24 protein-coding genes are annotated in these 26,703 nt (G+C 38.9%); 9 read left to right on the forward strand and 15 right to left on the reverse strand.

Features of this window, described 5'->3' with window-relative positions; genetic code table 11:
• The first annotated feature begins 47 nt into the window (after positions 1-47).
• The 6 genes from D1013_RS13295 to D1013_RS13320 all read left to right on the forward strand — a co-directional run bounded on the left by D1013_RS13295 (position 48) and on the right by D1013_RS13320 (position 6,673).
• Complete coding sequence (locus D1013_RS13295; RefSeq protein ID WP_121849298.1) at positions 48-995, forward strand: alpha-E domain-containing protein; 948 nt, start codon at positions 48-50, stop codon at positions 993-995.
• Between the two features lie 38 nt (positions 996-1,033).
• Entirely contained in the window at positions 1,034-1,888 is an 855-nt protein-coding gene (locus D1013_RS13300) for a transglutaminase-like domain-containing protein (protein WP_121849299.1), read from the forward strand.
• Positions 1,889-1,977: 89 nt separating this feature from the next.
• A protein-coding gene (gene prfB, locus D1013_RS13305) for a peptide chain release factor 2 (RefSeq protein WP_225621460.1) occupies positions 1,978-3,079 on the forward strand; the annotation gives its coding sequence in 2 pieces (ribosomal slippage) (positions 1,978-2,043 and positions 2,045-3,079; 1,101 coding nt in all).
• A gap of 35 nt (positions 3,080-3,114) precedes the next feature.
• Positions 3,115-3,462 (forward strand): arsenate reductase (glutaredoxin), encoded by a 348-nt coding sequence (gene arsC, locus D1013_RS13310; RefSeq protein WP_121849301.1) that lies wholly within the window; start codon positions 3,115-3,117, stop codon positions 3,460-3,462.
• A 175-nt stretch (positions 3,463-3,637) separates the two neighbouring features.
• Positions 3,638-4,129 carry a hypothetical protein gene (locus tag D1013_RS13315; protein ID WP_121849302.1) on the forward strand — a complete coding sequence of 164 codons (492 nt, stop codon included), beginning with the start codon at positions 3,638-3,640 and terminating at the stop codon, positions 4,127-4,129.
• A 9-nt stretch (positions 4,130-4,138) separates the two neighbouring features.
• The gene (locus D1013_RS13320) at positions 4,139-6,673 is read left to right on the forward strand and encodes a TonB-dependent receptor (protein WP_121849303.1); all 2,535 of its coding nucleotides are present in this window, start codon (positions 4,139-4,141) and stop codon (positions 6,671-6,673) included.
• A gap of 73 nt (positions 6,674-6,746) precedes the next feature.
• On the opposite strand, the gene D1013_RS20395 is transcribed toward D1013_RS13320, so the two are convergent.
• Positions 6,747-6,923 carry a hypothetical protein gene (locus D1013_RS20395; protein WP_162987905.1) on the reverse strand — a complete coding sequence of 59 codons (177 nt, stop codon included), beginning with the start codon at positions 6,921-6,923 and terminating at the stop codon, positions 6,747-6,749.
• Between the two features lie 173 nt (positions 6,924-7,096).
• Here D1013_RS20395 and fumC point away from each other — a divergent pair, with 173 nt between their 5' ends.
• Positions 7,097-8,494, forward strand: a complete 1,398-nt coding sequence (gene fumC / locus D1013_RS13325) for a class II fumarate hydratase (RefSeq protein ID WP_121849304.1) — start codon at positions 7,097-7,099, stop codon at positions 8,492-8,494.
• Positions 8,495-8,568: 74 nt separating this feature from the next.
• Here fumC and D1013_RS13330 read toward each other — a convergent pair whose 3' ends face one another.
• Positions 8,569-9,456 carry a DUF8428 domain-containing protein gene (locus D1013_RS13330; RefSeq protein WP_121849305.1) on the reverse strand — a complete coding sequence of 296 codons (888 nt, stop codon included), beginning with the start codon at positions 9,454-9,456 and terminating at the stop codon, positions 8,569-8,571.
• Between the two features lie 375 nt (positions 9,457-9,831).
• Here D1013_RS13330 and D1013_RS13335 point away from each other — a divergent pair, with 375 nt between their 5' ends.
• The gene (locus D1013_RS13335) at positions 9,832-10,638 is read left to right on the forward strand and encodes an MBL fold metallo-hydrolase (protein WP_121849306.1); all 807 of its coding nucleotides are present in this window, start codon (positions 9,832-9,834) and stop codon (positions 10,636-10,638) included.
• A 36-nt stretch (positions 10,639-10,674) separates the two neighbouring features.
• On the opposite strand, the gene ettA is transcribed toward D1013_RS13335, so the two are convergent.
• The 3 genes from ettA to D1013_RS13350 form a co-directional block, all read right to left on the reverse strand.
• Positions 10,675-12,366 (reverse strand): energy-dependent translational throttle protein EttA, encoded by a 1,692-nt coding sequence (gene ettA, locus D1013_RS13340; RefSeq protein WP_121849307.1) that lies wholly within the window; start codon positions 12,364-12,366, stop codon positions 10,675-10,677.
• Between the two features lie 64 nt (positions 12,367-12,430).
• Positions 12,431-12,613: a CAL67264 family membrane protein gene (locus tag D1013_RS13345; RefSeq protein ID WP_086476561.1), complete on the reverse strand. Its 183-nt coding sequence runs from the start codon at positions 12,611-12,613 to the stop codon at positions 12,431-12,433.
• 88 nt (positions 12,614-12,701) lie between these two features.
• Positions 12,702-13,682 carry a Gfo/Idh/MocA family protein gene (locus D1013_RS13350; protein ID WP_121849308.1) on the reverse strand — a complete coding sequence of 327 codons (981 nt, stop codon included), beginning with the start codon at positions 13,680-13,682 and terminating at the stop codon, positions 12,702-12,704.
• A 73-nt stretch (positions 13,683-13,755) separates the two neighbouring features.
• On the opposite strand from D1013_RS13350, the gene D1013_RS13355 reads away from it, so the two are divergent.
• On the forward strand, positions 13,756-15,384 hold the full coding sequence (locus D1013_RS13355) for an acyl-CoA carboxylase subunit beta (RefSeq protein ID WP_121849309.1): 1,629 nt from the start codon (positions 13,756-13,758) through the stop codon (positions 15,382-15,384).
• 11 nt (positions 15,385-15,395) lie between these two features.
• On the opposite strand, the gene D1013_RS13360 is transcribed toward D1013_RS13355, so the two are convergent.
• From D1013_RS13360 to menD, 10 genes are all read right to left on the reverse strand, one after another.
• Entirely contained in the window at positions 15,396-16,472 is a 1,077-nt protein-coding gene (locus D1013_RS13360) for an AMP-binding protein (RefSeq protein WP_121849310.1), read from the reverse strand.
• A complete protein-coding gene (locus tag D1013_RS13365) occupies positions 16,462-17,391 on the reverse strand; it encodes a CPBP family intramembrane glutamic endopeptidase (RefSeq protein ID WP_121849311.1) in 930 nt (309 codons plus the stop codon). The genes D1013_RS13360 and D1013_RS13365 overlap by 11 nt, the downstream gene beginning before the upstream one ends.
• Complete coding sequence (locus tag D1013_RS13370) at positions 17,382-18,434, reverse strand: o-succinylbenzoate synthase (RefSeq protein ID WP_121849312.1); 1,053 nt, start codon at positions 18,432-18,434, stop codon at positions 17,382-17,384. Before D1013_RS13370 ends, D1013_RS13365 begins: the two co-directional genes overlap by 10 nt.
• Positions 18,435-18,519: 85 nt before the next feature.
• Positions 18,520-20,487 (reverse strand): sensor histidine kinase, encoded by a 1,968-nt coding sequence (locus tag D1013_RS13375; protein ID WP_225621459.1) that lies wholly within the window; start codon positions 20,485-20,487, stop codon positions 18,520-18,522.
• Between the two features lie 644 nt (positions 20,488-21,131).
• Positions 21,132-21,884 (reverse strand): LytR/AlgR family response regulator transcription factor, encoded by a 753-nt coding sequence (locus D1013_RS13380; protein WP_121849313.1) that lies wholly within the window; start codon positions 21,882-21,884, stop codon positions 21,132-21,134.
• Between the two features lie 34 nt (positions 21,885-21,918).
• The gene (gene menA, locus D1013_RS13385) at positions 21,919-22,827 is read right to left on the reverse strand and encodes a 1,4-dihydroxy-2-naphthoate octaprenyltransferase (RefSeq protein WP_121849314.1); all 909 of its coding nucleotides are present in this window, start codon (positions 22,825-22,827) and stop codon (positions 21,919-21,921) included.
• Between the two features lie 2 nt (positions 22,828-22,829).
• The gene (locus tag D1013_RS13390; RefSeq protein ID WP_121849315.1) at positions 22,830-23,429 is read right to left on the reverse strand and encodes an SPOR domain-containing protein; all 600 of its coding nucleotides are present in this window, start codon (positions 23,427-23,429) and stop codon (positions 22,830-22,832) included.
• A 187-nt stretch (positions 23,430-23,616) separates the two neighbouring features.
• The gene (locus tag D1013_RS13395) at positions 23,617-24,447 is read right to left on the reverse strand and encodes a CvfB family protein (RefSeq protein WP_121850731.1); all 831 of its coding nucleotides are present in this window, start codon (positions 24,445-24,447) and stop codon (positions 23,617-23,619) included.
• Between the two features lie 85 nt (positions 24,448-24,532).
• Positions 24,533-24,874, reverse strand: coding sequence for a DUF2853 family protein (locus D1013_RS13400; RefSeq protein WP_121849316.1), 342 nt, complete (start codon positions 24,872-24,874; stop codon positions 24,533-24,535).
• Positions 24,875-24,913: 39 nt separating this feature from the next.
• Positions 24,914-26,668: a 2-succinyl-5-enolpyruvyl-6-hydroxy-3-cyclohexene-1-carboxylic-acid synthase gene (gene menD, locus D1013_RS13405; protein ID WP_121849317.1), complete on the reverse strand. Its 1,755-nt coding sequence runs from the start codon at positions 26,666-26,668 to the stop codon at positions 24,914-24,916.
• Positions 26,669-26,703 lie beyond the last annotated feature (35 nt).

Consider the following 26,703-nt stretch of genomic DNA (forward strand, 5'->3'; position numbering starts at 1 on the left):
TGCTTGGTCAAAAATGCTCCCATAAATTAAAATTTTAAATACACTATATGCTAGCAAGAGTTGCCAATAATCTTTTTTGGATGGGCCGTTACATTGAACGTTCCGAACATATCGCACGATATTTGAATGTTAATTATTTTTCTTCGCTTGACGCCCCTAACCAATTATCACAATCAAGACAATTCGTTCTACGGTCTATGTTATTTATGGTCGGTAATCCTGAGCTTGACGATAATGTCGAATTAGAAGAATCGCAAGTGCTTTATAAAATAGGATTGGATGCAGAAAATGCCTTCTCTATTTTAAGCAATGTTAAGTATGCACGTGAAAATGCCAACAGCGCTAGAGACTTGATTTCCACAGAACTTTATGAAGCCATCAATAAATTTTACCACTATGTAAATAACTATGATGCCGATATGTTCATGAAGAATTCACTTCATGATTTCACGGTCAATGTTACCGAAATGACAGCGGTTCTACGCGGCAAAATGAGAGGAACCTTATTGCATGATGAAATTTATGCCATTATTATGATGGGCATCAATATTGAAAGGGCGACCCAGGTTATTCGCATTATCAATGCCAAACATCAAGATGCCTTAAATGCCCAAGGTAGTTACGGTGATAAATTTAGCAACAGTTACGAGTGGACGACCCTTTTAAAATGTGCTGAATCATATGATATGATGCGTCGTTTTTATAAAAAGACACCCACTAGTATTTCAACTTTGGAGTTTTTAATCCTCAACCCTAATTGCCCTAGATCGGTAATGAACAGTCTTAACCAAGTTTACAAGCATATTAAAGTACTTGACCCGAGCAAAAAATATAATAAAGACTCTACTGCCTTTTTGGTCGGTCGGGTGAGGTCAGAGTATGAATTCAAATACATTACCGAAATAGAGGAAGACATTCAAGGTTTTATCGAGAATATACTGAACAGCTTGGGTTTGATCAGCCAAAAGATGGAAAAAGAGTTCTTTAACTATTAAAAGGTTATTGTTCGTATATTACGGTATATTTATATAATATGCCGACAGAGTATGCCATCACATATAGTTGTGAGAACAAATACGAGAACAAAGTGAGGGGCGCCCACTGGCAATTCTTGATTATCCCCCAAACCAATAGTTCTCAAGAAGTGCTTTCTATCGAGTTTACGAACTCTCTATTGGAAGCGGAAAGCTACTCTATTAATGGCCTGGGTTTTAAAACTATTAGACTCAAGACCAGAAAATCGTTCAAAAGCGCCAGGTTCAGAGCAAAGATGAGAGTCTTGAAATCGGAAGTGAATCCGTTTGATTTTCCTTTGGAAAACAATGCCGAAGAATCATATAAAGAATTGAAAAGTTTAAACTTCAGGGTTGACCATGAGGCTTTTTTGAAGAAGACTGACCTTACCACCTTACCTGAAAACAGTACCTCACTTTGGTCATTAGATACATCGCAAACGGTCTTCACCAACTTACAAAATCTCAATAAGCTTGTTAACGCTTACCTTACATTTCAACCCAGTACGACCACGGCCAGTTCTACCTTAGAGGAAGTTCTAGCAAAGAGAAACGGAGTTTGCCAAGATTTCGCCCATCTGTTTTGTGCTCTTGCAAGAATGAACGGCATTCCTTCTAGATATGTTTCCGGTTTTTTGCATCAGGGAAGCGGTTATTTCGGTGATTCACAAATGCACGCATGGTCCGAAGCGTTCATCCCCAAAATTGGCTGGGTCGGGTTCGACCCTTGTAACGATTTGCTTGCCGGCACCGATTACATTAAGGTATCTCATGGTAAAGATTATCGTGATTGTGCGCCTATTCGTGGTGTTCTTTTCACTACTGGCAAGAACGAGACCATTTATACCGTTCAAGTCGAAGGAGACCAACAATAATCCTCCCAAAAAGAATCTCGTTCGATCTTACTCTAGTTATTTCAGGAATATGCTAAAAAGTATATTATTTTTGCCTAAAATTTTAGAATATGACTATTACCACAGACCTGTTTAAAGGTCTTCAGGATCGCCTCGGTGCGTTAAGGAGGTATCTTTGACATAGATGCCAAACTTATTGAAATTGAAAATGAACAGGAGAAGACCTTAGCACCTGATTTCTGGGATAACCCGCAAGAAGCCCAGGCGCAGATGAAATTCATTCAATCGAAAAAACAATGGGTAGACGATTTTAACGCTGCCAAAACTTTGGTTGGAGACCTTGAAGTTTTAATGGATTTTTTTCAGGAAGGAGATATTTCTGAAGAAGAGGTTCAAGAACAATATGACAAGGCCGTTGAGAAAATCGAAAACCTTGAGTTCAAGAACATGCTTTCTGAAGAGGGTGATGAACTGCCCGCCGTGCTACAGATTACTGCTGGTGCCGGTGGAACCGAAAGTTGTGATTGGGCCTCGATGCTCATGCGTATGTACATGATGTGGGCCGAAAAGAACGGTTTCAAGGTTAAAGAACTTAACTTTCAAGAAGGCGACGTAGCGGGTATTAAGACCGTTACCCTGCAAATAGATGGTGATTTTGCTTTCGGTTGGCTCAAAGGTGAAAACGGGGTCCATCGATTGGTTCGTATTTCTCCCTTTGACAGTAATGCCAAAAGACATACCTCTTTTGTTTCGGTCTATGTTTATCCTTTAGTCGATGATACCATTGAAATAGAGGTGAATCCGGCCGATATTACCATTACGACCGCACGCTCTAGTGGAGCCGGTGGTCAGAACGTAAATAAGGTTGAAACCAAGGTTCAATTGGTTCACCATCCTACAGGAATTCAAATATCGTGCTCCGACTCTAGAAGTCAACATGACAATAGGGCAACGGCCATGAAAATGCTGAAATCCCAACTTTATGAAATAGAGCTTCGCAAGAAAATGGAAGCACGTGATGAGATTGAATCGTCAAAAATGAAGATTGAATGGGGTTCTCAAATTCGTAATTATGTGATGCACCCCTATAAATTGGTCAAAGATGTAAGAACGGCTGAAGAAACCGGAAACGTAGATGCCGTAATGGATGGTGACATTAACTCTTTTCTAAAGGCCTTTTTAATGATGATGGGTCAAAAAGATGAAGAATAAACCTTCTACATTGAACAACAAATGAAAGAATACAAATGATTAAAATTTATCATAATCCACGTTGTAGAAAATCAAGGGAGGGTTTGGAAGCTCTCGAAAAATCAGGAAAGGACTTTGAAGTAATCAAATATTTAGAAGATGTACCTTCTAAACAAGAGTTACAAGATATTCTTTCTTGCTTGGCCATTACCCCTGAGATGTTGGTTCGAAAGAACGAACAGGTTTGGAAAGAAAATTATAAAGGTAAGTTATTGTCCGATGACGAAATTATCGATGCCATGATTGCGCATCCTAAGCTAATAGAAAGACCTATCGTTATTAAGGGGAAACATGCTGTAATCGGTAGACCTACCGAGTTAATTAATGAACTTCTATCAAAATAAAGATACATAATGTTTCTGCCTGAAAAATTCAGGTAGAAACATTTTTTACCTTCAAAAATTAAAATTTCGACCTGCAAATTATTGGTACATTTGTTGTTAAATACATTTAACAAAGCTTTAACCAACTTCATTTAAACCATTATTCATTATAACAATCTTATAAACCGATATCGTCATGAAGAACTTTATCAAAATTACCCTCTTGTTCTTTGTTTTATTAGTGTTTGGTGCAGAATTACAGGCCCAATATGGTTACGGCTACGGCAGTGGCTATGGTTATGGTTATGGCAGACAGCGAAACGCAGTACCACAGGTTGAGCACACGCCTAAAGAACCTGAACCTAAAACTGCTGAGCAGATTGTGGATGGTGAGATGCCGAAAATTGCCGAAACTTTAGAACTGAACGAGTTCGAGAGTGCGGTATTGAGCTCTATTTTAAAGAAATATGTTCAAAAACGTATCGAGATGCAAATTCTCGAACTCACTCCGGAACAAATGCGTGAAGGAATGGAAAAAATCACCAAGGCTCAAGACGAAGAGTTGAAGGCTGGATTACCACTCGAGAAATACGAAGGTTTTGTAGAAATGCAGAAGAAAGGAATTCAAAAAACACGAAAAGACAAGAAACGGGAGAAAAAACGGAAAGACCGGAAGACTAAAACCTAAAAACCAAAAATGAAAAAACTGTTTCTGATTGTCCTTGCTCTAGTATCTTTAAAAAATTATTCCCAACGCCCCGAAAGACCTCAAGGACAACCAGGGGAACCAATAAAAATCTCAGGAACAGTACTTGACAAAGAAACAGGCCAGCCTCTTGAATATGCTACGCTTGTACTTCAAAGCATTCAAGACCCAGCTAAAGTGAACGGAGGTATCACCGATATCGACGGAAAATTTTCGGTTGAAGTTGCGCCTGGTCGTTATAATGCTTCCATAGAATATATAGGGTATAAAACTTTCAAGGTATCACAATCTACTTTTAACGAATCTGTTGACTTGGGTACGATTTCCCTTGAAATTTCAGCAGCTGAACTTGAGGGTGTCGAAGTAGTTGGTGAACAAACTACCGTTGAAGTTCGACTTGATAAAAAAATCTACAACATAGGTAAAGATATTACTACCAGCGGTGCTACCATTAGTGATGCTTTGAACAACGTTCCTTCTGTTAATGTTGATATTGAAGGAGGCATAAGTTTAAGAGGGAACGAAAACGTTAGAATTCTTATTAATGGTAAACCATCGGCCCTTGCCGGTTTTGGTTCAACGGATGCCTTACAACAGTTACCGGCAGATGCCATAGAGAAAGTAGAAGTAATTACGAGCCCATCGGCCCGATACGATGCAGAGGGCACAGCGGGTATTTTAAACATTGTACTGAAAAGAGAAAAGACCCTAGGTTTCAATGGGTCGGTTAATGTGTATGGCGGAGTGCCCACAAATGGCGGTGTTACCGTTAATGGCAACTTGCGCACCACTAAGTATAACCTGTTTAGCACCATTGGTTATCGATATCGAGAAGGGCCGGGAAATGGCTTTTTCGATACACGATATTTCAACTCTAGACAAGATGCTTTTCTTGATAGTATAGCATATGATAGAAATATTGAAGATAGAGATATTGATCGTTTAGATCGCGGTCTGAACGCCAATATCGGCATGGAGTACTTCTTTAACGAAAAATCTTCCTTAACCGGGTCTTATTTCTACAGAACAGGAAGTGATGAAGATGTAAATACCAATGTGAACGATTATCTTTTGAATAATGCGCCGCAAGTTGGCACGACCCGTAGAGAATTAGAAACGGAAGAAGACGACACCCATCAAATTTCTTTAAATTATATCAATAGATTTAACGATGACGGACATCAGTTAACGGCCGATTTTCAATACTCAGTAGACTCCGAGACGGGAAACAGCTATATTAATGAACCCGTTCGTTACAACAATACCTCAAATACCGATATCAATATTCCCCGTGAAGAGACTTCAACAATTGAAGACCAGAAAGAATATTTGATACAAAGTGATTACGTACTACCGTTTGGCAAAGGCTCTCAATTCGAAGCGGGCTATCGTGGCAATTTCGAAAATGAAGTCACAGATTATCGCCTCCTTCAAGAAAATGATGCCGGCAATCTCGAAGTAAACCTTAACCAAACAAATCTTTTTGACTACACGCAAAACGTACATGCCCTGTACTCTCAATACGGTTCTAAATTTGGGGATTTCAATTTTCTTTTAGGTCTTCGAATGGAGAGTACCCAGTTAAAGGGAAAAATTGAATCTCAACTTACCGAAGAAGAACTTCAAGAAGAATTTTCTTTTCCTATTGATACAGATTTTGATAACAATTACACAGGCCTCTTTCCAACCGTTAACTTCATATATGAGTTCAACGAAATGGAAAATGTTTCTTTAGGATACAACAGGAGAATCAACAGGCCAAGAGGCTGGTTTTTAAACCCATTCCCCTCTAGAAGCAGTAGAACAAATATCTTTCAGGGTAACCCCAACTTGGCACCTGCCTTTTCAAATGCCTTCGATTTAGGTTATTTAAAAAGATGGGAAAAGGTGACCTTGACATCTTCCATTTACTATCAAAGGGAAACGGATGCCTTTCAAAGGGTTCAAGAACAAGTATTTATTACGGGCCCTGGTGGCTCGCAGGTCGAAGTTGTACGAAACATACCTTTCAATTTAGCGACCAATGATAGAACAGGAGCCGAATTGGGCATACTCTACAATCCTACCAAATGGTTACGATTGAATAGTAGCGTCAATTTCTTCAGCTTTAATCTTGACGGTGAATTTAACGGGGTTAATTATAGTCAATCAAATAGTAGCTGGTTCGGGCGTTTTAGCTCAAAAGTAGAATTACCTTGGAAAATTGATTGGCAGACAAACGCTTTCTATCGCGGGGCTTCTGATGAAGTACAGGGGAGATCTAATGGTATTTTATCTATCAACCTAGCTTTCAGTAAAGATTTATTGAATGACAAAGCTACTATTTCGTTAAACGTACAAGATCTTTTGAATTCAAGAAAACGTAACGGTTTTACCACCACTGACTTTTACGAGCAGGATAGTGAATTTCAATGGAGACAGCGCGAAATTAGGCTTTCTTTTATCTATCGTATCAACGAGCAAAAGAAGAGAGATAGACAGAACGGTAGAGATTATAATGGTGGAGATGATGAGGAAGGTTTCTAAAACCTACCATTACAACGCAAACAAAAAAGGGAGGCATTTGCCTCCCCTTTTTGTTTTATGATATTGGAATGAATTAAGCGCTTCTCTTAGCCTTTTTCTTATCTCTCCATTCCTTATATAATTCGATGATGTTACCACCTAACCAATAAGGTACTACAAAGGTCAATAAGAAAATCATCAACCAAAAACCGATGGTAAGAATGGTCAAAAAAGCTAAAAATCCTAGATACTGGCTAAATTCAAAGTCCATTTAATGCGTTTTGATGTACAAAGATACTTGAGAAAGGGTGAAAATTGCAAATGGAAAATAAAAAAAATACATTCTAGGTTAGAAATGAATTTTTCACTACCCCTCGGCGGATATAAAAAGGCTATGTCCTACCTTTGTTTTTCTCTGTTTTTACTAATGAAAATTCAATTATAATGAGCTTTAGAATAGAAAAAGATACGATGGGCGAAGTAAAGGTTCCATCAGACAAATATTGGGGCGCACAAACCGAGCGTTCGAGAAATAATTTCAAAATTGGTGCCGCCGCTTCAATGCCCTTAGAGGTAGTTTATGGCTTTGCCTATTTAAAAAAAGCTGCGGCTTACACGAATCACGAATTGAATGTACTTTCAGAAGAAAAGCGAGACCTAATTGCTCAAGTATGTGATGAAATTTTAGAGGGAAAACACGATGACCAATTTCCTTTAGTTATCTGGCAGACCGGTTCAGGTACACAAAGCAATATGAACGTTAATGAGGTTGTTGCCAATAGGGCCCATGAAATTGCCGGGAAGAAAATTGGTGAAGGCGAAAAGACCATTCAACCTAATGATGATGTGAACAAATCACAATCTTCAAATGACACTTTTCCGACCGGAATGCATATTGCGGCCTATAAAAAGATTGTTGAAACTACCATACCAGGTGTTGAGCAGTTAAGAAACACTTTGGATAAAAAGGCAAAGGAATTTAACAATGTGGTAAAAATTGGCCGAACCCACTTAATGGATGCCACTCCCCTCACCTTAGGGCAAGAGTTTTCGGGGTATGTATCACAATTGGATCACGGAATCAAAGCGCTTAAAAACACCTTGGAGCACCTTCGTGAACTTGCTCTTGGCGGAACCGCCGTAGGTACGGGACTGAACACCCCAAAGGGTTACGACGTTTTGGTTGCAAAATACATTGCCGAATTTTCAGGATTACCCTTTAAAACAGCCGAAAATAAATTTGAAGCCTTAGCCGCCCATGATGCCATCGTAGAAAGCCATGGAGCACTCAAACAATTGGCCGTTTCGTTGAACAAAATTGCCAATGATATTCGAATGATGGCCTCAGGACCTCGATCCGGTATCGGTGAAATTATTATACCAGCAAATGAGCCTGGTAGTTCCATCATGCCTGGCAAAGTAAACCCTACCCAATGTGAAGCGCTTACCATGGTATGTGCCCAAGTAATGGGTAACGATGTGGCCATATCGGTCGGTGGCACACAAGGTCACTATGAGCTAAACGTTTTCAAGCCTATGATGGCAGCCAATATTTTGCAATCTGCGCAATTACTTGGAGATGCTTGCGTAAGTTTTGAAGAGAATTGTGCTGCTGGTATAGAACCCAACCATAAAGTTATCAAGCAATTGCTTAATAACTCGCTAATGCTTGTAACCGCGCTGAACACCAAAATTGGTTACTACAAAGCAGCTGAAATTGCCAATACGGCCCATGCCAATGGAACCACCCTTAAAGAAGAAGCCATCAATCTCGGCTACGTAACAGCCGAAGAATACGATGAATGGGTGAAACCTGAAGACATGGTAGGAAGCCTTAAATAATAAAAGCAAAAAGGGGAAATCGATGATTTCCCCTTTAATACTTAATGGATAGTGTTTGTTATTGTAAGACCCTTTTATTTCAAAGTGAATTTTGAGGTACCTAACAGTTTTAATCTGTCATCATATACATTTACCATGTAGTTACCTTCTTGAAAATCGCCTGCAGGCTTGTTGATATAATCACAAACGTCTAAGGCTTTGTTCTCGTAATAGAAGCTCGTTCCTTTACTGTAGGTAATAGAAGCGCCTGAATCGTTCGATTTAGAGTAGCTCTCCCCTAAAATATTTCCTTGAGGGTCTAGCACTTCGATAAAAAATTCTCTATCTCCAGCTTCAGAAATAACGTTATCCGCTACAGTAAAACAAATTTTAAATTTATCGGTTCTTTTAGCTCGTGCCGTAGATACCAATTTACCATTGTTTCTCTCCTTAACGGCGTCTACATTGAATTTTGAAAGATTTAATGCAGAACCTTTCTCAACTACGTCGGCCAATTGTGTGTTCTGTACTACCAAAGAGTCATTGAACATAGTCTGTTTCTCCAACTCCGAATAAGTACTATCCCTTTGCATAGCAATCAAAGTGTTGCTTTTGGTCAAAGAGTCAACTTGCTTTAAAAGCTGCTCTCTTTCTTGCTTTAGCACGTTTACTTGTCTTCTAAATCTAGATAATGTAGCAAGATCGGCCTTCATACTTTTTACAGAGTCGATGTATTTCGCAATATTATCTCGGGCAGACACCAATTCTTCGTTGGTGGCATTGCTTTCTAAAATAGCTTTATCGTATTCAGATTTCAGACTGTTCAGATCCTCAACTACCAACTGCTTCTGCTCGGTCAAGGCTGCCTCATTCTTCTTCTTTTCCTGATAAAGGCTAACAGTGTAGATGATAGTACCTAACAGTACCACACCCAAAAGGCCTGCCAGAACCTTTAATCCGTTGTTACTTTTTGTTTCAGTCATAATGTTTAAATTAATTTCTTTAATTCTGTTTGTTTGTATCGTTTCTATATACGTTAAGATTTATATTTTAGATTTTTTGTCTTAAAAAAATGAAAGATTATCCTTATAGGTAAAAGTGCCCCTTTAGAATCCTTCGCGCCACTTCTACGACCAATTCTTAGCTTAATTTAATCAGACCTATATGATTAAATGACAGAAATTTAACTTGCCTTCATAAAATAATTTTATCTATATCTTAATTCTGTTCAGAAATAAAACAAATTGGAATAAAATAATTTTCTTTAAAACCCTTAGAATTAAAGATGTACTTGTAATTTTATTAAGCATCTAAATCGGATGCTATTTCAAGATTTATAGAACTTTAAAATATCGAAAATGAAAAAACTAACACTTCAACTAGTTTTTCTTGCCATCATCAGTCTTGTTGCCTGCAAGGAGCAAACCAAGAAAGCAGAAACGGAAAGTATGGAAGAGACTGCCATGGAAGAACCCGAAAAAAATGAAATTTCCAATGACGTTAAGATAATTCCCATTGAACATGCTACAGCTGTTTTGGAATGGACAGATAAGGTTATTTATATCGACCCCGTAGGAGGTGCAGAGGCCTTCAAGGATCAAAAGCTTGCCGACCTAATACTGGTTACCGATATTCATGGAGACCACCTAAATGTTGAGACACTGGAAGCGTTGGACACTAAAAAGGCCAAAATTATCATGCCACAGGCAGCAGCCGATAAAATGCCTGAAAAATTCACTACACAAATCGATGTTCTCAATAACGGTGAAAGTAAAGAAAGGTTTGGCATTACAGTCGAAGCTATACCGATGTACAACCTTAGGGAAGAAGCAAAACAATTTCATGAAAAAGGTAGAGGCAATGGCTACGTTCTAACGTTAGGTGATCAAAGAGTTTATTTTTCGGGAGATACAGAAGATATTCCCGAGATGAGAAGCCTAGAAAATATTGACAAGGCCTTCGTATGTATGAATCTGCCGTATACTATGACCCCAGAAAGTGCTGCTGATGGTGTTTTGGCATTTGCACCGAAACAAGTATACCCCTATCACTTTAGAGGTAACCCTGATGTGAGCGATGTCAGTAAGTTCAAAAAGATTGTAAACGAAAAAAATTCAGATATCGAAGTGGTTCAGCTAGACTGGTACCCCAACGAAGATTACTAATAAAAAAAGGCCGGTTTTTATACCGGCCTTTTTTTATTATCGTATTAACTTCTTGTATTTGATTCGTTTGGGCATAATATCCGTACCCAGACGTTTTTTCTTGTTCTCTTCATAATCGGAGAAAGAGCCCTCAAAGAAATAAACTTGAGAGTCGCCCTCAAACGCTAAGATGTGGGTACATATTCTATCTAGGAACCAGCGGTCGTGAGATATGACCACGGCACAACCAGCAAAATTTTCCAAACCTTCTTCCAACGCTCTTAGTGTGTTGACATCTAAATCATTGGTAGGCTCATCTAAAAGTAATACGTTACCCTCTTCTTTTAGCGTCATCGCCAGGTGCAACCTGTTTCTCTCACCACCGGAAAGCATACTTACCTTTTTGTTCTGCTCACTTCCAGAGAAATTAAAACGACTTAGATAGGCCCTTGAATTTACCTGACGGCCGCCCATCATAACTAATTCTTGTTCATCACTAAAGTTCTGCCAAATAGTTTTATCTGTGTCTATATTGCTATGGCTTTGGTCTACATAAGCGATTTTTGCGGTCTCGCCAACGGTAAAAGTACCTTTATCCGGTTGCTCTTCACCCATTATCATTCTAAAAATCGTCGTTTTACCAGCACCGTTAGGCCCAATAACGCCTACAATGCCTGCCTGCGGAAGTTTAAAATTCAGCTCTTCGTAAAGTAGTTTGTCTCCATAAGCTTTACTGACGCCACTTGCCTCCAAAACATTGGTTCCTAAACGCGGACCATTAGGAATATAAATTTCAAGTTTTTCATCAAGTTGCTTTTGGTCTTGACTCATCAATTTATCGTAATTCTTCAAACGGGCCTTTTGCTTCGTTTGGCGACCTTTGGCACCCTGGCGTACCCACTCAAGCTCTCGCTCCAATGTTTTTTGTCTTTTAGAAGCAGACTTGCTCTCTTGTTCCAAACGTTTGGCTTTCTGGTCTAGCCAACTTGAATAATTGCCCTTCCATGGTATGCCTTCTCCCCTATCAAGTTCAAGGATCCACCCTGCTACATTATCCAAGAAGTAACGGTCGTGGGTCACTGCTATTACCGTACCCTTATACTGAGCCAAATGATGCTCCAACCAGTGAACAGATTCGGCATCTAAGTGGTTGGTAGGCTCATCAAGCAACAATATTTCAGGTTCTTGAAGCAGTAAACGACAAAGAGCTACCCTTCTTCTTTCCCCTCCTGAAAGTACACCTATTTTCTTATCGGGCTCTGGGGTACGCAGGGCATCCATAGCGATTTCAAGCTTGGTGTCTAATTCCCAAGCATTTGATGCATCTATTTTATCTTGAAGCTCCGCTTGCTTATCCATCAACTTCTGCATTTTATCGGCATCTTCGTACACCTCGGGCAAACCGAACATATCGTTGATCTTATTGTACTCGTCAAGAACGGCCACGGTTTCGGCAACACCTTCTTTTACAATCTCTAAAACCGTTTTGTTTTCATCAAGTTGAGGCTCTTGCTCAAGATACCCTACTTTATACCCTGGCGAAAAAACTACATCACCTTGATAATTCTTATCTACACCGGCAATAATTTTTAATAGTGTAGATTTACCCGAACCATTAAGACCTAGAATACCAATTTTAGCACCATAGAAGAAACTTAAATATATGTTCTTGAGCACTGGGGTATTCGCATTTTTATACGTTTTGGTAACCCCGGACATTGAAAAGATAACTTTCTTATCGTCAGACATTATAGCAATTGATTAGTGTTATTATTTACTAAGACTGAAATTATTAAAAGTAGAAGTTAGGGTCTTATACACGACCCTTAAGGGCATTAAATACCCATGCGATTGCAAAAAAACCGATACCGACCGAGGCGAAACCCCATCCGGCGACCTCATCATATCTGAAAGCCCCTAATGCAATCAAGGCCAATCCTACTACAATCATGATAAAGGTGGCCCATGCCAGTACGGTATTTTTATTCATTCCCATAAAATTTTAGGTTAGATTTAAAGGTAACTGCAAATATCGTAATTTTTGTAGTAAATCCTTATTCCATAAGCTATTTTAGGGAATTCATTCACTCTTTAGGAAAAGTGACGCCCGTTATTTTTCTCACTTCATCCAACAGACCGACCAAATCTAAACTGTTCTGTAAGCTCCATTTATCACTTTGTAATTTACCCTCTTGCAGACAACGATGTACTTCTTCAATCTCATGGGAATACCCAATGCCTTTGGTTGGTAAATCGACTGCCTGCTCCTCTCCATTAAGTACAAAAGAATATCCTTGTGTTTCGTGCCATCTCTCTTGCAAATAGGCCGAACCTTTACTACCCGCTATTTCGGCTTTCATCGATATTTTGGAACGCAAGCCACTTGTTAACACTGCTTGTGCAAAAGGGTAATCAAAAATCATAGCGGTCTGAGCCTCAACTCCCGTTGAATGAAATTTTGACATGGCCTTTATTCCGTCGGGTTTTCCCAAAATCAAATAGGCCAGAAAAATGGGATAAATACCAATATCCAATAAAGAACCGCCTGCCAAATTCGGATTCAATAAGCGATGTTCTTCATTGCGGTCTAAAGCATAAAAACCAAAATTAGCGTTGAGATATGCAATTTCGCCCAGTGTTCCTTTCTCAACTATTTCTTTCACTTTAAGAATAGATGGGTTGAAACGGCTCCAAAGGGCTTCCATTAAAAAAACGTTGTTCTTCTTAGCCGAATCGACCATTTGACCAACTTCATGCGAATTGAGCCCCATAGGTTTTTCACAAAGCACATTTTTTCCTTTTTCCATTGCAGCTATCGAAAGTTCGCAATGTGAGGTGTGCGGAGTAGCGATATATAGCACATCTACCACATCTGAATCGAAAAGTTCTTCGTACGACCCAAAACTGTGTTCAGCCCCATATTCGTCGGCAAATTCTTGGGCCCTTTGCAGGTTTCTAGAGGCAACTGCAGTCAATTTTCCACCTTCTACCAAACTTAAATCTTTTGCAAAACTATGTGCAATTCTGCCAGGGCCAACGATGCCCCATCTTATTTTCTCAGCCATTATGTAATCTTGATTTGACCAAATGTAATGAATTTTACTCCGTATCTTTAGCCTATCAAAAGAATGCACCTTTATGGATCTTAAATTCAACAAAAACGAAGACCACAATAAACTTTTACTTTCTGAACTAAAAAAACGTCTTGCCACCGTAAAACTAGGAGGTGGAAAATCCCGAATAGAGAAGCAACACTCCCAAGGCAAAATGACCGCCCGCGAACGAATCGATTATTTATTGGACCAAGGAACTGAAAGTATAGAAATTGGTGCATTTGCAGGTGAAGGCATGTATAAAGAGCATGGCGGTTGTCCATCTGGGGGAGTTGTCATTAAAATCGGATATGTGTCGGGAAAGCAATGCATAGTTGTAGCAAATGATGCTACCGTTAAGGCCGGGGCTTGGTTTCCTATAACTGGCAAAAAGAATTTACGCGCTCAAGAAATAGCTATTGAAAACAGATTACCCATAATATATTTGGTTGATAGCGCAGGGGTCTACTTGCCCCTTCAAGATGAGATTTTTCCTGATAAAGAACATTTTGGCCGCATTTTCAGAAACAATGCGGTCATGAGCAGTATGGGCATTACCCAGATAGCTGCCGTCATGGGCAGTTGTGTCGCCGGAGGTGCCTATTTACCGATAATGAGCGATGAAGCGCTCATTGTTGACCAGACGGGCAGTATCTTTCTGGCAGGCAGCTATTTAGTGAAGGCTGCCATTGGCGAAAATATAGATAATGAAACTTTAGGTGGGGCTACGACACACTGTGAAATAAGTGGTGTAACCGACTATAAGGCCAAAAACGACTCCGATGCTTTAAACAAAATTAAAAGCATTATGGATAAGATGGGTGATTTTAAGCTTGCCGGTTACAGTAGAAAGAAAGCTGTTAAGCCCAAAGAAAAGCCCGATGATATTTTTGGACTTTTACCTGCCTCCAGAACCGACCAATATGACATGTTGGAAATCATCAAGAGACTTGTCGATGATTCAGATTTTGAAGAATATAAAGAAGGTTATGGCAAGACTATCTTAACGGGTTATGCAAGAATCGATGGTTGGGCAGTCGGAATAGTAGCCAACCAAAGAAAGGTAGTCAAAACCAAGAAGGGTGAAATGCAATTCGGCGGTGTTATTTATTCCGATTCAGCGGATAAGGCCACTAGGTTTATAGCCAATTGCAACCAGAAAAAAATTCCACTGGTCTTTTTACAGGATGTTACCGGGTTTATGGTCGGAAGTAAAAGTGAACACGGCGGTATTATTAAGGATGGTGCCAAGATGGTCAATGCCGTCAGCAACTCTGTCGTTCCAAAATTTACTGTTGTGATAGGAAACAGTTATGGCGCCGGAAACTACGCGATGTGCGGCAAAGCATATGATCCTCGATTAATCGTTGCATGGCCAAGTGCAGAATTAGCGGTGATGGGAGGAAATTCGGCCGCAAAAGTGCTTTTGCAAATAGAGAAAGCCTCTTTGAAGAAGAAAGGAGAAACAATTACGGAAGAAAAGGAGCAGGAATTATTCAATAAAATAAAAGATAGATACGACAATCAAGTTTCTCCTTATTACGCAGCTGCCCGATTATGGACGGATGCCATTATTGATCCTCTAGATACCAGAAAATGGATTTCTATGGGTATCGAAGCAGCTAACCACGCCCCTATAACCAAAGATTTTAACCTAGGGGTCATTCAGGTATAAGACCATAAAGCTTAAATCGCCAGTTGATCTAAAGTTTGCTGTCTTTGTACTTTTCCACTGGAGGTCTCAGTGAATTTTTTGAGAAAGTATATTTCTTTTGGTCGTTCGAATCGGTCAAGAACTTTGAGGCTCTCAATCTTTAGTCGAATCCGCTCCAATTCGGGGTCTCCTTCTATCAACAAAACTAGTTTTTGCCCTAGATTTTCATCGGGTAATCCGGTCACAAAGAAACGTGGCTCGATAACTTTAGCGAGCTTGGCCTCTATTTGTTCTGGGAATAATTTGACACCGCCCGAATTAACTACGTTATCGAACCGCCCCAACCATTCGAATTCATTGTTTGAAATTAATGAAACGATATCATTGGTAACCACCTCGTTTACACTAATCTTTGGTGCATTTATTACCAAACATCCCCTTTCATCTATTCGGATGTCTACATCCGGTAAGGTAAGAAAATACTCGACCTGATCAATGGGGTGTACTTTTTTAAGTGCAACATGGGTCACGGTCTCCGTCATTCCATAAGTTTCATACACTTTGGTAGAGACATCGTTCGAAACCAATTTCTTTTTTAAGCTTGATGAAAATGGTGCTCCACCAACAATTAAAGTATTTATTGAAGATAATTCGTTCAAGGAATTCTGAACCTGAAGGGGAACCATCGCTGAAAAATCATAAACTCTATCGGTTGGAATATGTAATGAAGCACTTGGCTCAATATAATCTAAGTGCCAGCCCAAGACCATAGCCCTGACCAACATCATTTTACCTGCAATATAATTGCACGGCAAACACAGCAACGCTGTAGTGTTTTCCTTCAAACCAAAAAAATTGCCTGTGGCTTTCGCGGAGTTGGCCATGAACTTTTTAAGGATTGAAATCTGCTTAGGTGCGCCTGTAGATCCCGAAGTACTTACTTTGATAAAAGGCTTATCATCTAACCAATCAAGAATAAAATCACCTATAGCCTTTTCAGATTTATCACCCTCCTTTACCAAAGAATAGGCTATTTCATGCAAATCAATATCATTGCACGAGACTCCCTGCAATTTAAAATTCTTATGAACTTTTCGTTTATTGCCCATTTACATCTTTCGCGAAAAATTCTTCCTTGGTTAAAACTTTACCGGTCAGGCGCTCCTTCCAATTGGTCCAATTGTATTTTTTTGACATGATGAACAAAATGATCGGAAATATGACAAATACTGGTAGAAAAGCGTCCCAACTTAATGTTGGCTCCGAAATATCCCTATACACCGAGTTGGTTTGAAAGGCTGTCCAGTCAGCGGTAACTAAGAGAGCTGTTATCAAGTTATTGGCTGCATGAAACCCTAGGGCAAGTTCTAGTCCTTCATCCATTAATGTCATTATTCCCAGAAAAAAACCTGTTCCGATATAAAATATCATGATACCGTAGCCCAATTTGCCTACCTCAGGATTCCCAAGGTGTAACAGTCCGAAAAGAACAGAAGTTAAGACTAAGGGTATCCATCGATTCTTAGCCATTATGCCCAAACCCTGCATCATATGCCCGCGAAATAGGTATTCTTCAAAACTACTTTGAAGCGGAATTAAGATGATAGTTATGGCTGCCAGTATTAAAAAGGGTTTTAACTGAAAATTGAAAATATAGTTCTCTGGTGAAAGAAACACCCAGGTCATCGTCATTGCCGCCGTGATACTTCCCCACAAAACAAATGAAAAAAGTACACGACCCCAATCAATCTTAGGTCGGCTTGTGGTTAGTGAAGTTATTGATTGTTCGTGAACCAACTTGGTCCAACCTAAAACAACAAACAAACCGATGGCCAACGGAGCCAATAATATTATGGTTACCTTATTGGAACCGAACTGTTCTATTAGGCCCTGCATAACATCTTCCACCGGCACGGGCGTCATTAAGGTCGATATATAGTTGAATACCATAAGACCCAAAAAACCTAAAGGTATGATCCAATATTTCCAGATGCCTAAAGATCCTTTATAACCTTGTTCTATGTACATAATTCTTGTATTAAGTCATCTTGCCAATTTAAGGCATTATCATAAATAAGTTCACCTTGCCTGACCACCAAAGGGCTTTCAAAATTATTGGTATACAGAGAGCCGGTACCAAGACCTTGCGGCATTGCGCTGGCCAAGGTATACGTCCATTGTGCTATAGCGTTCAAACCAATATTGCTTTCGAGGGCACTGGTGATCCACCAACCGATTCCCATTTGTTCGGCCAAATTGATCCATTCTTGGCTTCCCCTGAAACCTCCTACCAAGCTAGGTTTTAGAATAATATATTGAGGCTTAATGGTTTGTAGCAGTTTTTCCTTTTCCGTTACATCTAAAATGCCAATCAACTCTTCGTCCAATGCTATGGGAATTGGAGAGTGCTTACTTAAACCATTCATAGCCTTAAGTTGTTTAGGTTTAATGGGCTGTTCAATAGAATGAATTTGAAATTCGGATAGACGTTTTAATTTTTCCAAGGCATCTGTTGGAGAGAAAGCGCCATTGGCATCTACACGCAACTCTATTTCAGAAGGGTCAAATTTATTTCTTATGGATTTTAATAATGCTATTTCTGTTTCAAAATCGATAGCTCCGATTTTCATTTTAATGCACCGGAAACCCTCATTAATCTTATGGGCGATTTGTTCGTGCATAAAGCCTTCATCACCCATCCAAATAAGGCCGTTGATTGAAATAGGCCTTTTTTGTAAAATAAAATCAGAAGAAAAAAGATGAAAAGGATTTGAGGAACTCAAGGAAATAAATGCCTGTTCAAGGCCAAATTGTATACTTGGGAACTTATATAAAGTCTCGTAAAGATGGTCTAGCCCAAATTGAATATTGTTGCAAACCCACTTTAGTTGGTCTTCATAACCAGGTACATCATCAAAGCTTAATCCTCTCAGGATACCACATTCGCCGATACCAACACGATTATTTTCTTTAAGAATGATAAACCACGTTTCCTTTTGGGTAAGTACACCACGGGAAGTTCCACTGGGCCTTTTGAACTGAAGGGTGTATTTCTTGTAGGTTGCTTCCATTTACGGAAGCAAATTTAGCTATATAAAGGCAGATTACTGTGCAGGTAAATGTTTTTCAGAAGAAACTAATAAATTATAACTGCCTCTATTTAAAATTGAACCAGTAGCGCACACCATCTTCGGCATGGCGATCAATGTTCAGTGTTGTCTGTAGCTGATTGGCCAATCTGTTCATTAGGCGAATACCCATTGATGTATTAGCGCGTTCCTCAGAGTCTTCGGGCAGCCCCACACCATTATCTGCATATTCAAAATAGCCTTCTTGTTCTCCTGTTTTTCTTATATGGATGTAAATTTTTCCATTCTCATCCCCATGAGGAAAAGCATATTTGAACGAATTGGAAACAAGCTCATTGAGCATTAGACCGAATGGTATAGCCCTGTCTATATCAAGTTCGACACCTTCGGCATCTACCGTAATATTGATATTGTGCCCGCCTTTCTTATAAACAGACTGTACACTGTTTATCAAGCTTTCGATATAACTCTGCATTTCGATTACGGAAAGATCTTCGTTCTGGTAAAGCTTTTGATGTATCAAGGCCATGGCCTTTACCCTACTCTTACCCTCTTCAAGGGCTTCAATAGCTGCCTTACTCCTAGTATTTTTGGTTTGAAGGCTCAATAAGCTCGAAACCATTTGAAGATTGTTTTTCACCCTGTGGTGAATCTCTTTCAATAACGAGTCTTTTTCAACTAACGAGTTTTCAATAATATATTTTTGCTCTGCGATCAATCTTTGGTTTTTGATACTCTTTAGGTAAGCGTAAACAAGCCCCGCAAAACCAAGTAACGTGAACAATAGAGAAATTAGAACCAAACTATTTCGTTTGTCTTTTTCAAGGTTTTCAGTTCTCTGCTTTTCTAAAGCCAGCTTTTGCTCCGCTACCATATCTTGAGAATACTTTAAATTCTGCATCATTACAGTAGATAGCTGCTGTTGTCTAAGCTGCGATTCGTTCTCGCTTATAGAATCCCTAATACGTATTTCCCTTCTAAGGTAATGGGAAGAGTTCTTGTAGTCTTGAGTAAGCTCGTAATAAAGCGACAACAAACGGTTTTTCTTAAGAAGATTCTCGGTTGTACTTGTCTGAAGGTTGTCACTCAAGTAATCTGTCGCCTTTTCATAATTCTTCAACTGAAGATAACATTCTGAAATAGCCAAACTATTTTCAGTAATCTCAGATGAATAGGCCCTATCGCTATTTTCTTTTATTTTTTTGATTCCACTTTCCAAAAACGGAATGGCTTCTTCGTACTGTTTGAGGTCAACATGGCACTTACCGATGTTTCCTTCGATTACACCTTTTAAAAGGTCTGAATCGGCCAACATTTTTTCAGACTTTCTGCGGGTTACACTTTCCAAGTATACATCAATATAACCTTTTGCCTTTTTATAATAGCTTAATGCAGTTGGTGTAGAACCGTCTAGCCTTAAAAAATTGCCCAAGTGGTTGTAATAGTCGGCTTGACCGAAAAAATCATCTTCTTCGATGTTCTTTTTTACATTGGCGATATAATCGTCCATTGCCTTTCGGTACATGCCTAGATTAGAATAGATATCATAAAAGGCAACACTCTCCATAATACCCATTTCACGCTTTTTTTCGCGAATATCTATTTGTTCGGGGTACATAGTGAGCTGACCGTAGTTATCATCCATCAGGTCAAGAAGCTTAGAGGAAAGATAAATATCAAGATCCTCTATTTGCTCCATCAACTCTTTGGTAATTGCCAAACTCTTATCATAATCACCTAAATCGTAAAAGATACGAGCTTGCATAAGCTGAAATCTTTTAATATCGTCTTGGTCATCGTTTTTGATGGCCGCGTTAAGGTTGATAGTTATAAGCTCAAGCCAGTCGTAGGTAGAGTTTTCTCTGTAAAGATCCTCTTCATTGAAAAAGAAGGCCATTTTTTCGTCTGTCGTAGCCAACTCTTGAAACTGATGAAAAAGGCTTTGATCCGTAGCATTCGCAGACTGCCCATAGCCAGAAAAGAATAGCAGCATAACTGCTATGATCAAAAATGTTTTTCTGCTAATTTTCTTCATGGTTGGAAAAGGTAACTCAGATCTACTTAAGCCTCTGAATAGAGCCGAATTGCCAAAGCTCGGTAAGCTTTAGGCGTGGCAAAAATATAAAGATGCTTTACAAAATTAATGGTTATGGTAAATTTCTTTTAAAATACTAAATCTTAAATGGATATAGTATAGAATTGATTACTTACAACTCGGGAAAGCTAGTACCGTCATCTACCATTAATCGCCCCATTTCGGTATCTAAGATGTCCTTAAAAAAAAAGGATTTGCCCCTGAGCCTCAAAAATATAATATGTTATTGTCACCAAAAGGAACATTGTTGTGAAAGCTATTGTTTCTGTTGTCAACAGCAAAAATGAGTTGTCAAGGTAATTTCAGAACCTATTTTTTGGATTTTAAAACTTGAGGAAGCTTATTAAAATTAAAAAGAGCCTGATCCGTTAGGATAGGCTCTTTTACGAGAACACTATATGAAAATGAAAAAATTAATTCTGAAGGTATCGACTGTTACGTCAATTATTATGATGCTAAAGTATCACCCTCTAATCAGTATTTAAAACTATTGTTGTGTAAATGGCCAAACCTGTTGTGAAAAGTGTTAAGACGAAAAAAGGGATGCGAATGGCATCCCTTTTAAGCAATCTTTGATTTTATTTTTAAGAATTCATTGCTGAAATAATGAACTCTTTGAAATCTTTCGAAATCGGTATCAATGTATCCTTGATCATAATATCCTTTGAGTTGATCGCATCTATATGATCCACATTAACGATGTATGATTTGTGCGCTCTATAGAACTGGTTCTTGGGCAATTTCTCTAAATAATCTTTTAAAGGAGAACGGACCAAGAACTTTTTATCGATTGTATTCACCTCTAAATAGACATTATCGGCCTTAATGAACATGATGTCGCTAAATTGAATACGATAGTAGAGATGTTGTTTCTTGACGAAAATGGAGTCTTTTAAGACCGTATTGCTCATCGGAACATCTTCGTTGCTTTCTGATGCAGGCGCTGATGTTTTGCCAGACCTGGTGAAATTTGAAAGTGCAATCTCGATTGAGGTGTACAAATCTTGCTGTTCAAAAGGCTTTACCAAATAGCCGTTAGGCTTTACAGTTTTGGCATTCTCTACGGTGGCCCTGTCAGAGTTAGAGGTTACGAAGATGAAGGGAATGTCATAATTTTCCCTGATATGCTTACCTAAGTCGATTCCTGTTTTGTCCGAGGCAAGAATGATGTCTATCAAAACTAAGTCGACATGCTGGTTTTTCAAAACTTCTTCTGCCTGCTCGTAAACGATAACGTTATCGACAATCTCATATCCGATTTCCTCAAGCATTGATTGCATATCATCGGCGATGATTACGTTGTCCTCTACAATGAGTATTTTAATGGGCTGTTCCAAGGTGGGTAGTATTTAGTAGGTTTATAGATTAAATTTACAAAAAAATATTACAATTAGCGTAAAGCAAAACCGCCAAAAGAAAGGTGCTTAGCGCAAGTTTTTTTAATTCGGGGTCAAACAGCCGTGGTTCATTGGTTTGGTAAACCTTACCCAGATGAATAAATATCGGAATGAAAGCCAAAAGAGGCAACATTACATACCACCCTTTAAATGAAATAAAACTATACGCTATAATACTGACAAATGCTGACAACAACAGGCCATAATGATATTTTTTGCCATTATTGAAGCCGATATTGACCACCAAAGTCTTTTTGTTGGCTTTTCGATCAGAGTTAAAATCCCTTAGATTATTCAGGTTCAAAACTCCCGTGCTTAATGCTCCTATGGCAATGGCCGGTAAAAGGGCCAAAACAGTAAGATGCTTAGTGTACAAAAACATTGATCCTAAAACTGCCAAAAGACCAAAAAACAGGAAAACAAATAGGTCTCCCAAACCTCTATAACCATATGCTGAGCGCCCTACTGTATATTTAATTGCTGCCCAAATACTCAAAACACCCAAAACCAAAAAAATTAATGGGTAGAGCATTTTTTCAAATCCGAAAGCTACATAAATAAGCATAATGACCAGTATAAAATCAATTACCATTGATATAATTATACCTTTCTTCAGCTCTTTTCTTTTTAAAACTCCACTTTGTAAAGCGCGCTGCGGACCTATTCGGTCTTCATTATCGGTTCCCTTGACACCATCACCATAATCGTTCGCAAAATTGGAAGTGATCTGAAACGCTACCGTCGTCAAAAGTGCCAAAAGAAATATCTCACTATTAAATTGGCCATCATAACATGCCAAAGCCGTACCCACCAAAATACCCGAAACTGATAAAGGAAGCGTTCGTAAACGGGCCGCCCCGACCCAGGCCTTAAATTTTGTCAAAACTAGTTAGGGTCTTCTATTTGTACTCTTTTACCATCTTTGTATGATGCCACAAACGCATCTGAAAAACCTAAATCTACCAATTGGTTTCTGAAAGTTCTGGCCTCTTCCAAAGTTTCAAAATTACCAAGTGAATAAGAATAAAATGGGTTGGCCTTCACAAACATCGTGTTGGTCAACGCTTCAGACGCCAAGGTCATATTATTCTCAACGAACGATTTGATCTGAACCGAATATATCTTCTCCTTTTCAAGAAACTTCTTGGCCAAATAAAACTCCCTTACTAGACTCAGTTCTTCGTTTTGTTGTTTTAGGTTGTCTATTCTTGATTTTATGGCATCTAAACTATCGATTGAGACAAGTAGGTTACTTGGGCTCTCGTAGTTATGCGATACACTTCTGCCTGCCGTAAATGAAAAAACGATAAGTGCCCCGATTAAAAACAAACCCGTGAAGCCAGCAAAAACATTACGCTGAAGTTTGCTTCTTTTTATTTCTCTGTTCTTGAACTTTATCTGGTCAAGAAGACGTTCATTAATGATTTGGGCTTTATCTATATCCTTATGCAATTCTAAGAGATCGCTTTCTTCTATAAATGGCATATAACAATAAGTTTTACGGGGTTTCTTCGTTAAAGTTAACCAAAATAGCTAAAGATCGATGAAATACACTATTTGAATGTTGCAAAAATAAAGTTTTTTGTGGTCAAATTTCGAAATGATGATGCGTAGTTCTATTTTAATCATTTGATTAGCAACATCCTAAAATAAATTACTTGCCAAATTAATTTCAAATCGCCTTGATACCATTCTCTACAATATCGATTTTACGAGCTTTATAAAGTGTTCCCACGCCCTTTTTAAAGGTTTTCTTGCTCATTTGCAGTTCCCTTTTTATTTCAAGGGGATCCGATTTATCATGTAATGCCAAGAAACCACCATTATCTACCAGTTTCTTATAAATTGCCTCTGCCGTTGGTTCAAGAACACTTTCACCCAATGGTTGAAGAGAAACATCTATCTTATGGTCAGGGCGAATTTTTTTGACATACCCTTTGGTTCTATCACCTACTGAAACATCTTTGAAAATTTCATTGCTATATACCAGGCCTTTATGGGTATCATTGATGATTACCTCCCAACCGAGGTCCGTCAATCGGGTGAACAAGAGATCCACCTCATCCCTTTCGCTGATGGTCAGGTTCTCATTATCCAAGAACTTATTCAGTTTGTTCGAAGCTACTAATCGAAACGAGATATCATCCATATAACAATGAACGACATACCACTGCCCCTCTTTCATTTTATCTCGTTGTTCGCTAAAAGGAACCAATAAATGCTTCTCAAGTCCCCAATCTAGAAAAGCTCCTATCTTATTGACTTCTACCACTTTCAAAAATCCAAACCTATTTCTTAATACGGTTGGCGTCAAAGTAGTGGCTATGGGCCTTTCTTCATGATCGAGATAGCAGAAAACTCGAATCATATCACCTATTTCGGCTTTTTCAGGTACGTACTTATTTGGAAGAAGTATTTCGGCCCCTCCCTCACTACCTAAAAAGAGTCCGACACTGGTGTCTCTCAAGACTTCCAGCTCATTATAATTGCCCAATTCTATCATTTGGCAAATGTAATTTAAAATTCGGGGTATAAAAAAACCGGCCATACGAAGTAAGGCCGGTTTTAGTTATACTATTATAAATCTACTATGCGTAAATAGAAGCTTTATTGAAATGCTTGCATAACATATAATAAACTACAGCTCTGTGCTTATTCTTGTTAGAAGAACCATATTTCTCCAATACACTCTTAACTGCATCCATCAATTCTGGGCTATCTGACATACCAAGCTTCTTGATAAGATAGTTTTTCTTTACAGTTTCAAGCTCTTTTTCATCGCCACCAGAAACTTTTGAAGCATCGATATTATAGATTGCAGGCCCTAGACCTACAGTTACTTTTGTCAAAAGATCCATGTCGGGGGCTTCGCCAAACTTGTCTTTGATGTCTGCTGCGTACTTAGCAATTAAATCGTCTCTCTTGCTCATAATAGTTAGTGTCTAAATGATTATTGGTTAATATTTAGCCTAAGATATAAAATCAAAATAACCGAGCAAAATTTTGTTATTCAATAATCTCGGGGTGCTTACTTCAAGTACTTTTGGAAATTGAGACGGCAAAAAGAACTCCTTAAGGGCATTTTCAAGACCTCTTTTTTCATCAACTATTTGATGGTTAAAACCAAATTGTTCACTCAATAATTTGCCCGACATTTGGTGCTTGGTCTCAAAAAAAGTTTCAAAATTTTCCGAATCATCTCGGCCCGGAAGAATTCTAAAAATGCCTCCCCCACTATTATTGATCAATATGATTCGAAAATCGGGTCGTATATAAGAGTTCCACATCGCATTGCTGTCGTAAAAGAAACTCAAATCACCCGTTATCAAAAGTGTCGGACCGGTATAATTAATCGACGCCCCTACTGCTGTAGACGTACTGCCATCAATACCACTTGTACCCCTATTACAATACACATGTAGACTACTATCTAAATTGAATAACTGCGCATAACGCACCGTTGAACTGTTAGACAAGTGCACTTGGGTTTCTTTCGGGATGAATTTTAAAATACTTTCAAATGCCAATAGATCCGAAAACTCAATTTGCGCTAAATACTCATCCCTTCTGGCTTCATAATTTGTTTTACGCCCGCTCCAATAAGAATAATAATCACTTTCGGCCTTTTGTCCGTTAAAAAGCAGTTTTCTTAAGAAGTCGTTGGGCTTCTGCTTTACATGTTCCGTTAAAGAGAAAAAAGTATTGAATGCCTTAATTTGATCAATGTGCCAATGTTGATCAGGACTGTACTCCCTTAAAAATGCTTTTATTTTTTTGGAAACTACGAGCCCCCCGAAGGTCAACAAAATGTCGGGTTTTAAACGGTTGAAGAGTTCTTCAGTATTGCTTGCCTTTTCAATAGGTGCCACTATGCTGTCTATACTCCCAAAGAAGTTTTTATGGTGAAGGTTTGAGGTGGTTTCAGTAAAAACAATTACCGTTGGGTCGTTGGCCAATGCCTCCAATATGTCTACATCAATCTCATTTGGCGCATTCACACCTACAAGAACCATCTTTCTTTCTGAGTTTTTCCAAGTCTCAACAAAAGGCTCCATCTCTATTTCTGCCTCTTCCGAGCTATTCTGGGGCATCACTGTAAGTGCAACTTCGGTAGGTTGGTCTACCGTATCGTATAAAGGCTCTTCAAAAGGAACGTTGATATGTACTGGCAACTTAACTTGCAGGGCCACATTTAATGCCTTATTCAATTCAGAATCATTGAATTGCTTTATTTCACTCTGGTTCTCTTCAGCCGTACCTTCTTTTAACCATTGGGGCGCATACTTTTGAACCCTTGCCAAAGAATGCGTTACATCTTGCCTTAAATTAGCCGAATAACCGATATGTCTATCAAAAACATGGTCTTGACGTATGGTCTGCCCGTCGCCTACATCAATTTTATAAACGGGCCTATCAGCTGTAATCGCCACTATGGGAATTCCAGAATAAAACGCTTCCGCTATCGCAGGATAGTAGTTTAAAAGCGCACTGCCGGAAGTACAGACAAGTGCCACAGGCTCTTTCAGTTGTTGCGCTATACCCAATGCAAAAAATGCCGCACTACGCTCGTCTACTATACTGTAACAAGTAAAATAAGGATCTTCGGTAAAACCTATAATCAAGGGAGCATTTCTTGAACCAGGAGATATAACTATGTTCCGAAGTTTTTTGGCCTTGCAGTGTTGAACCACCAATTGGGCCGAGGGTATGCTAGAATGTTTCATTAGGTACAAAAGTACGATTCCCTAATGGGCAAAAC

The organism is Euzebyella marina (assembly GCF_003687485.1).
Classification (GTDB): Bacteria; Bacteroidota; Bacteroidia; order Flavobacteriales; family Flavobacteriaceae; genus Euzebyella; species Euzebyella marina.

Bases quoted from the DNA above. Each gene is read 5' to 3' on its own strand.
- D1013_RS13295 (WP_121849298.1), top strand. From the start codon at position 48: ATGCTAGCAAGAGTTGCCAATAATCTTTTTTGGATGGGCCGTTACATT.
- D1013_RS13300 (WP_121849299.1), top strand. From the start codon at position 1,034: ATGCCGACAGAGTATGCCATCACATATAGTTGTGAGAACAAATACGAG.
- arsC (WP_121849301.1), top strand. From the start codon at position 3,115: ATGATTAAAATTTATCATAATCCACGTTGTAGAAAATCAAGGGAGGGT.
- D1013_RS13315 (WP_121849302.1), top strand. From the start codon at position 3,638: ATGAAGAACTTTATCAAAATTACCCTCTTGTTCTTTGTTTTATTAGTG.
- D1013_RS13320 (WP_121849303.1), top strand. From the start codon at position 4,139: ATGAAAAAACTGTTTCTGATTGTCCTTGCTCTAGTATCTTTAAAAAAT.
- D1013_RS20395 (WP_162987905.1), bottom strand. From the start codon at position 6,923: ATGGACTTTGAATTTAGCCAGTATCTAGGATTTTTAGCTTTTTTGACC.
- fumC (WP_121849304.1), top strand. From the start codon at position 7,097: ATGAGCTTTAGAATAGAAAAAGATACGATGGGCGAAGTAAAGGTTCCA.
- D1013_RS13330 (WP_121849305.1), bottom strand. From the start codon at position 9,456: ATGACTGAAACAAAAAGTAACAACGGATTAAAGGTTCTGGCAGGCCTT.
- D1013_RS13335 (WP_121849306.1), top strand. From the start codon at position 9,832: ATGAAAAAACTAACACTTCAACTAGTTTTTCTTGCCATCATCAGTCTT.
- ettA (WP_121849307.1), bottom strand. From the start codon at position 12,366: ATGTCTGACGATAAGAAAGTTATCTTTTCAATGTCCGGGGTTACCAAA.
- D1013_RS13345 (WP_086476561.1), bottom strand. From the start codon at position 12,613: ATGGGAATGAATAAAAATACCGTACTGGCATGGGCCACCTTTATCATG.
- D1013_RS13350 (WP_121849308.1), bottom strand. From the start codon at position 13,682: ATGGCTGAGAAAATAAGATGGGGCATCGTTGGCCCTGGCAGAATTGCA.
- D1013_RS13355 (WP_121849309.1), top strand. From the start codon at position 13,756: ATGGATCTTAAATTCAACAAAAACGAAGACCACAATAAACTTTTACTT.
- D1013_RS13360 (WP_121849310.1), bottom strand. From the start codon at position 16,472: ATGGGCAATAAACGAAAAGTTCATAAGAATTTTAAATTGCAGGGAGTC.
- D1013_RS13365 (WP_121849311.1), bottom strand. From the start codon at position 17,391: ATGTACATAGAACAAGGTTATAAAGGATCTTTAGGCATCTGGAAATAT.
- D1013_RS13370 (WP_121849312.1), bottom strand. From the start codon at position 18,434: ATGGAAGCAACCTACAAGAAATACACCCTTCAGTTCAAAAGGCCCAGT.
- D1013_RS13375 (WP_225621459.1), bottom strand. From the start codon at position 20,487: ATGAAGAAAATTAGCAGAAAAACATTTTTGATCATAGCAGTTATGCTG.
- D1013_RS13390 (WP_121849315.1), bottom strand. From the start codon at position 23,429: ATGCCATTTATAGAAGAAAGCGATCTCTTAGAATTGCATAAGGATATA.
- D1013_RS13395 (WP_121850731.1), bottom strand. From the start codon at position 24,447: ATGATAGAATTGGGCAATTATAATGAGCTGGAAGTCTTGAGAGACACC.
- D1013_RS13400 (WP_121849316.1), bottom strand. From the start codon at position 24,874: ATGAGCAAGAGAGACGATTTAATTGCTAAGTACGCAGCAGACATCAAA.
- menD (WP_121849317.1), bottom strand. From the start codon at position 26,668: ATGAAACATTCTAGCATACCCTCGGCCCAATTGGTGGTTCAACACTGC.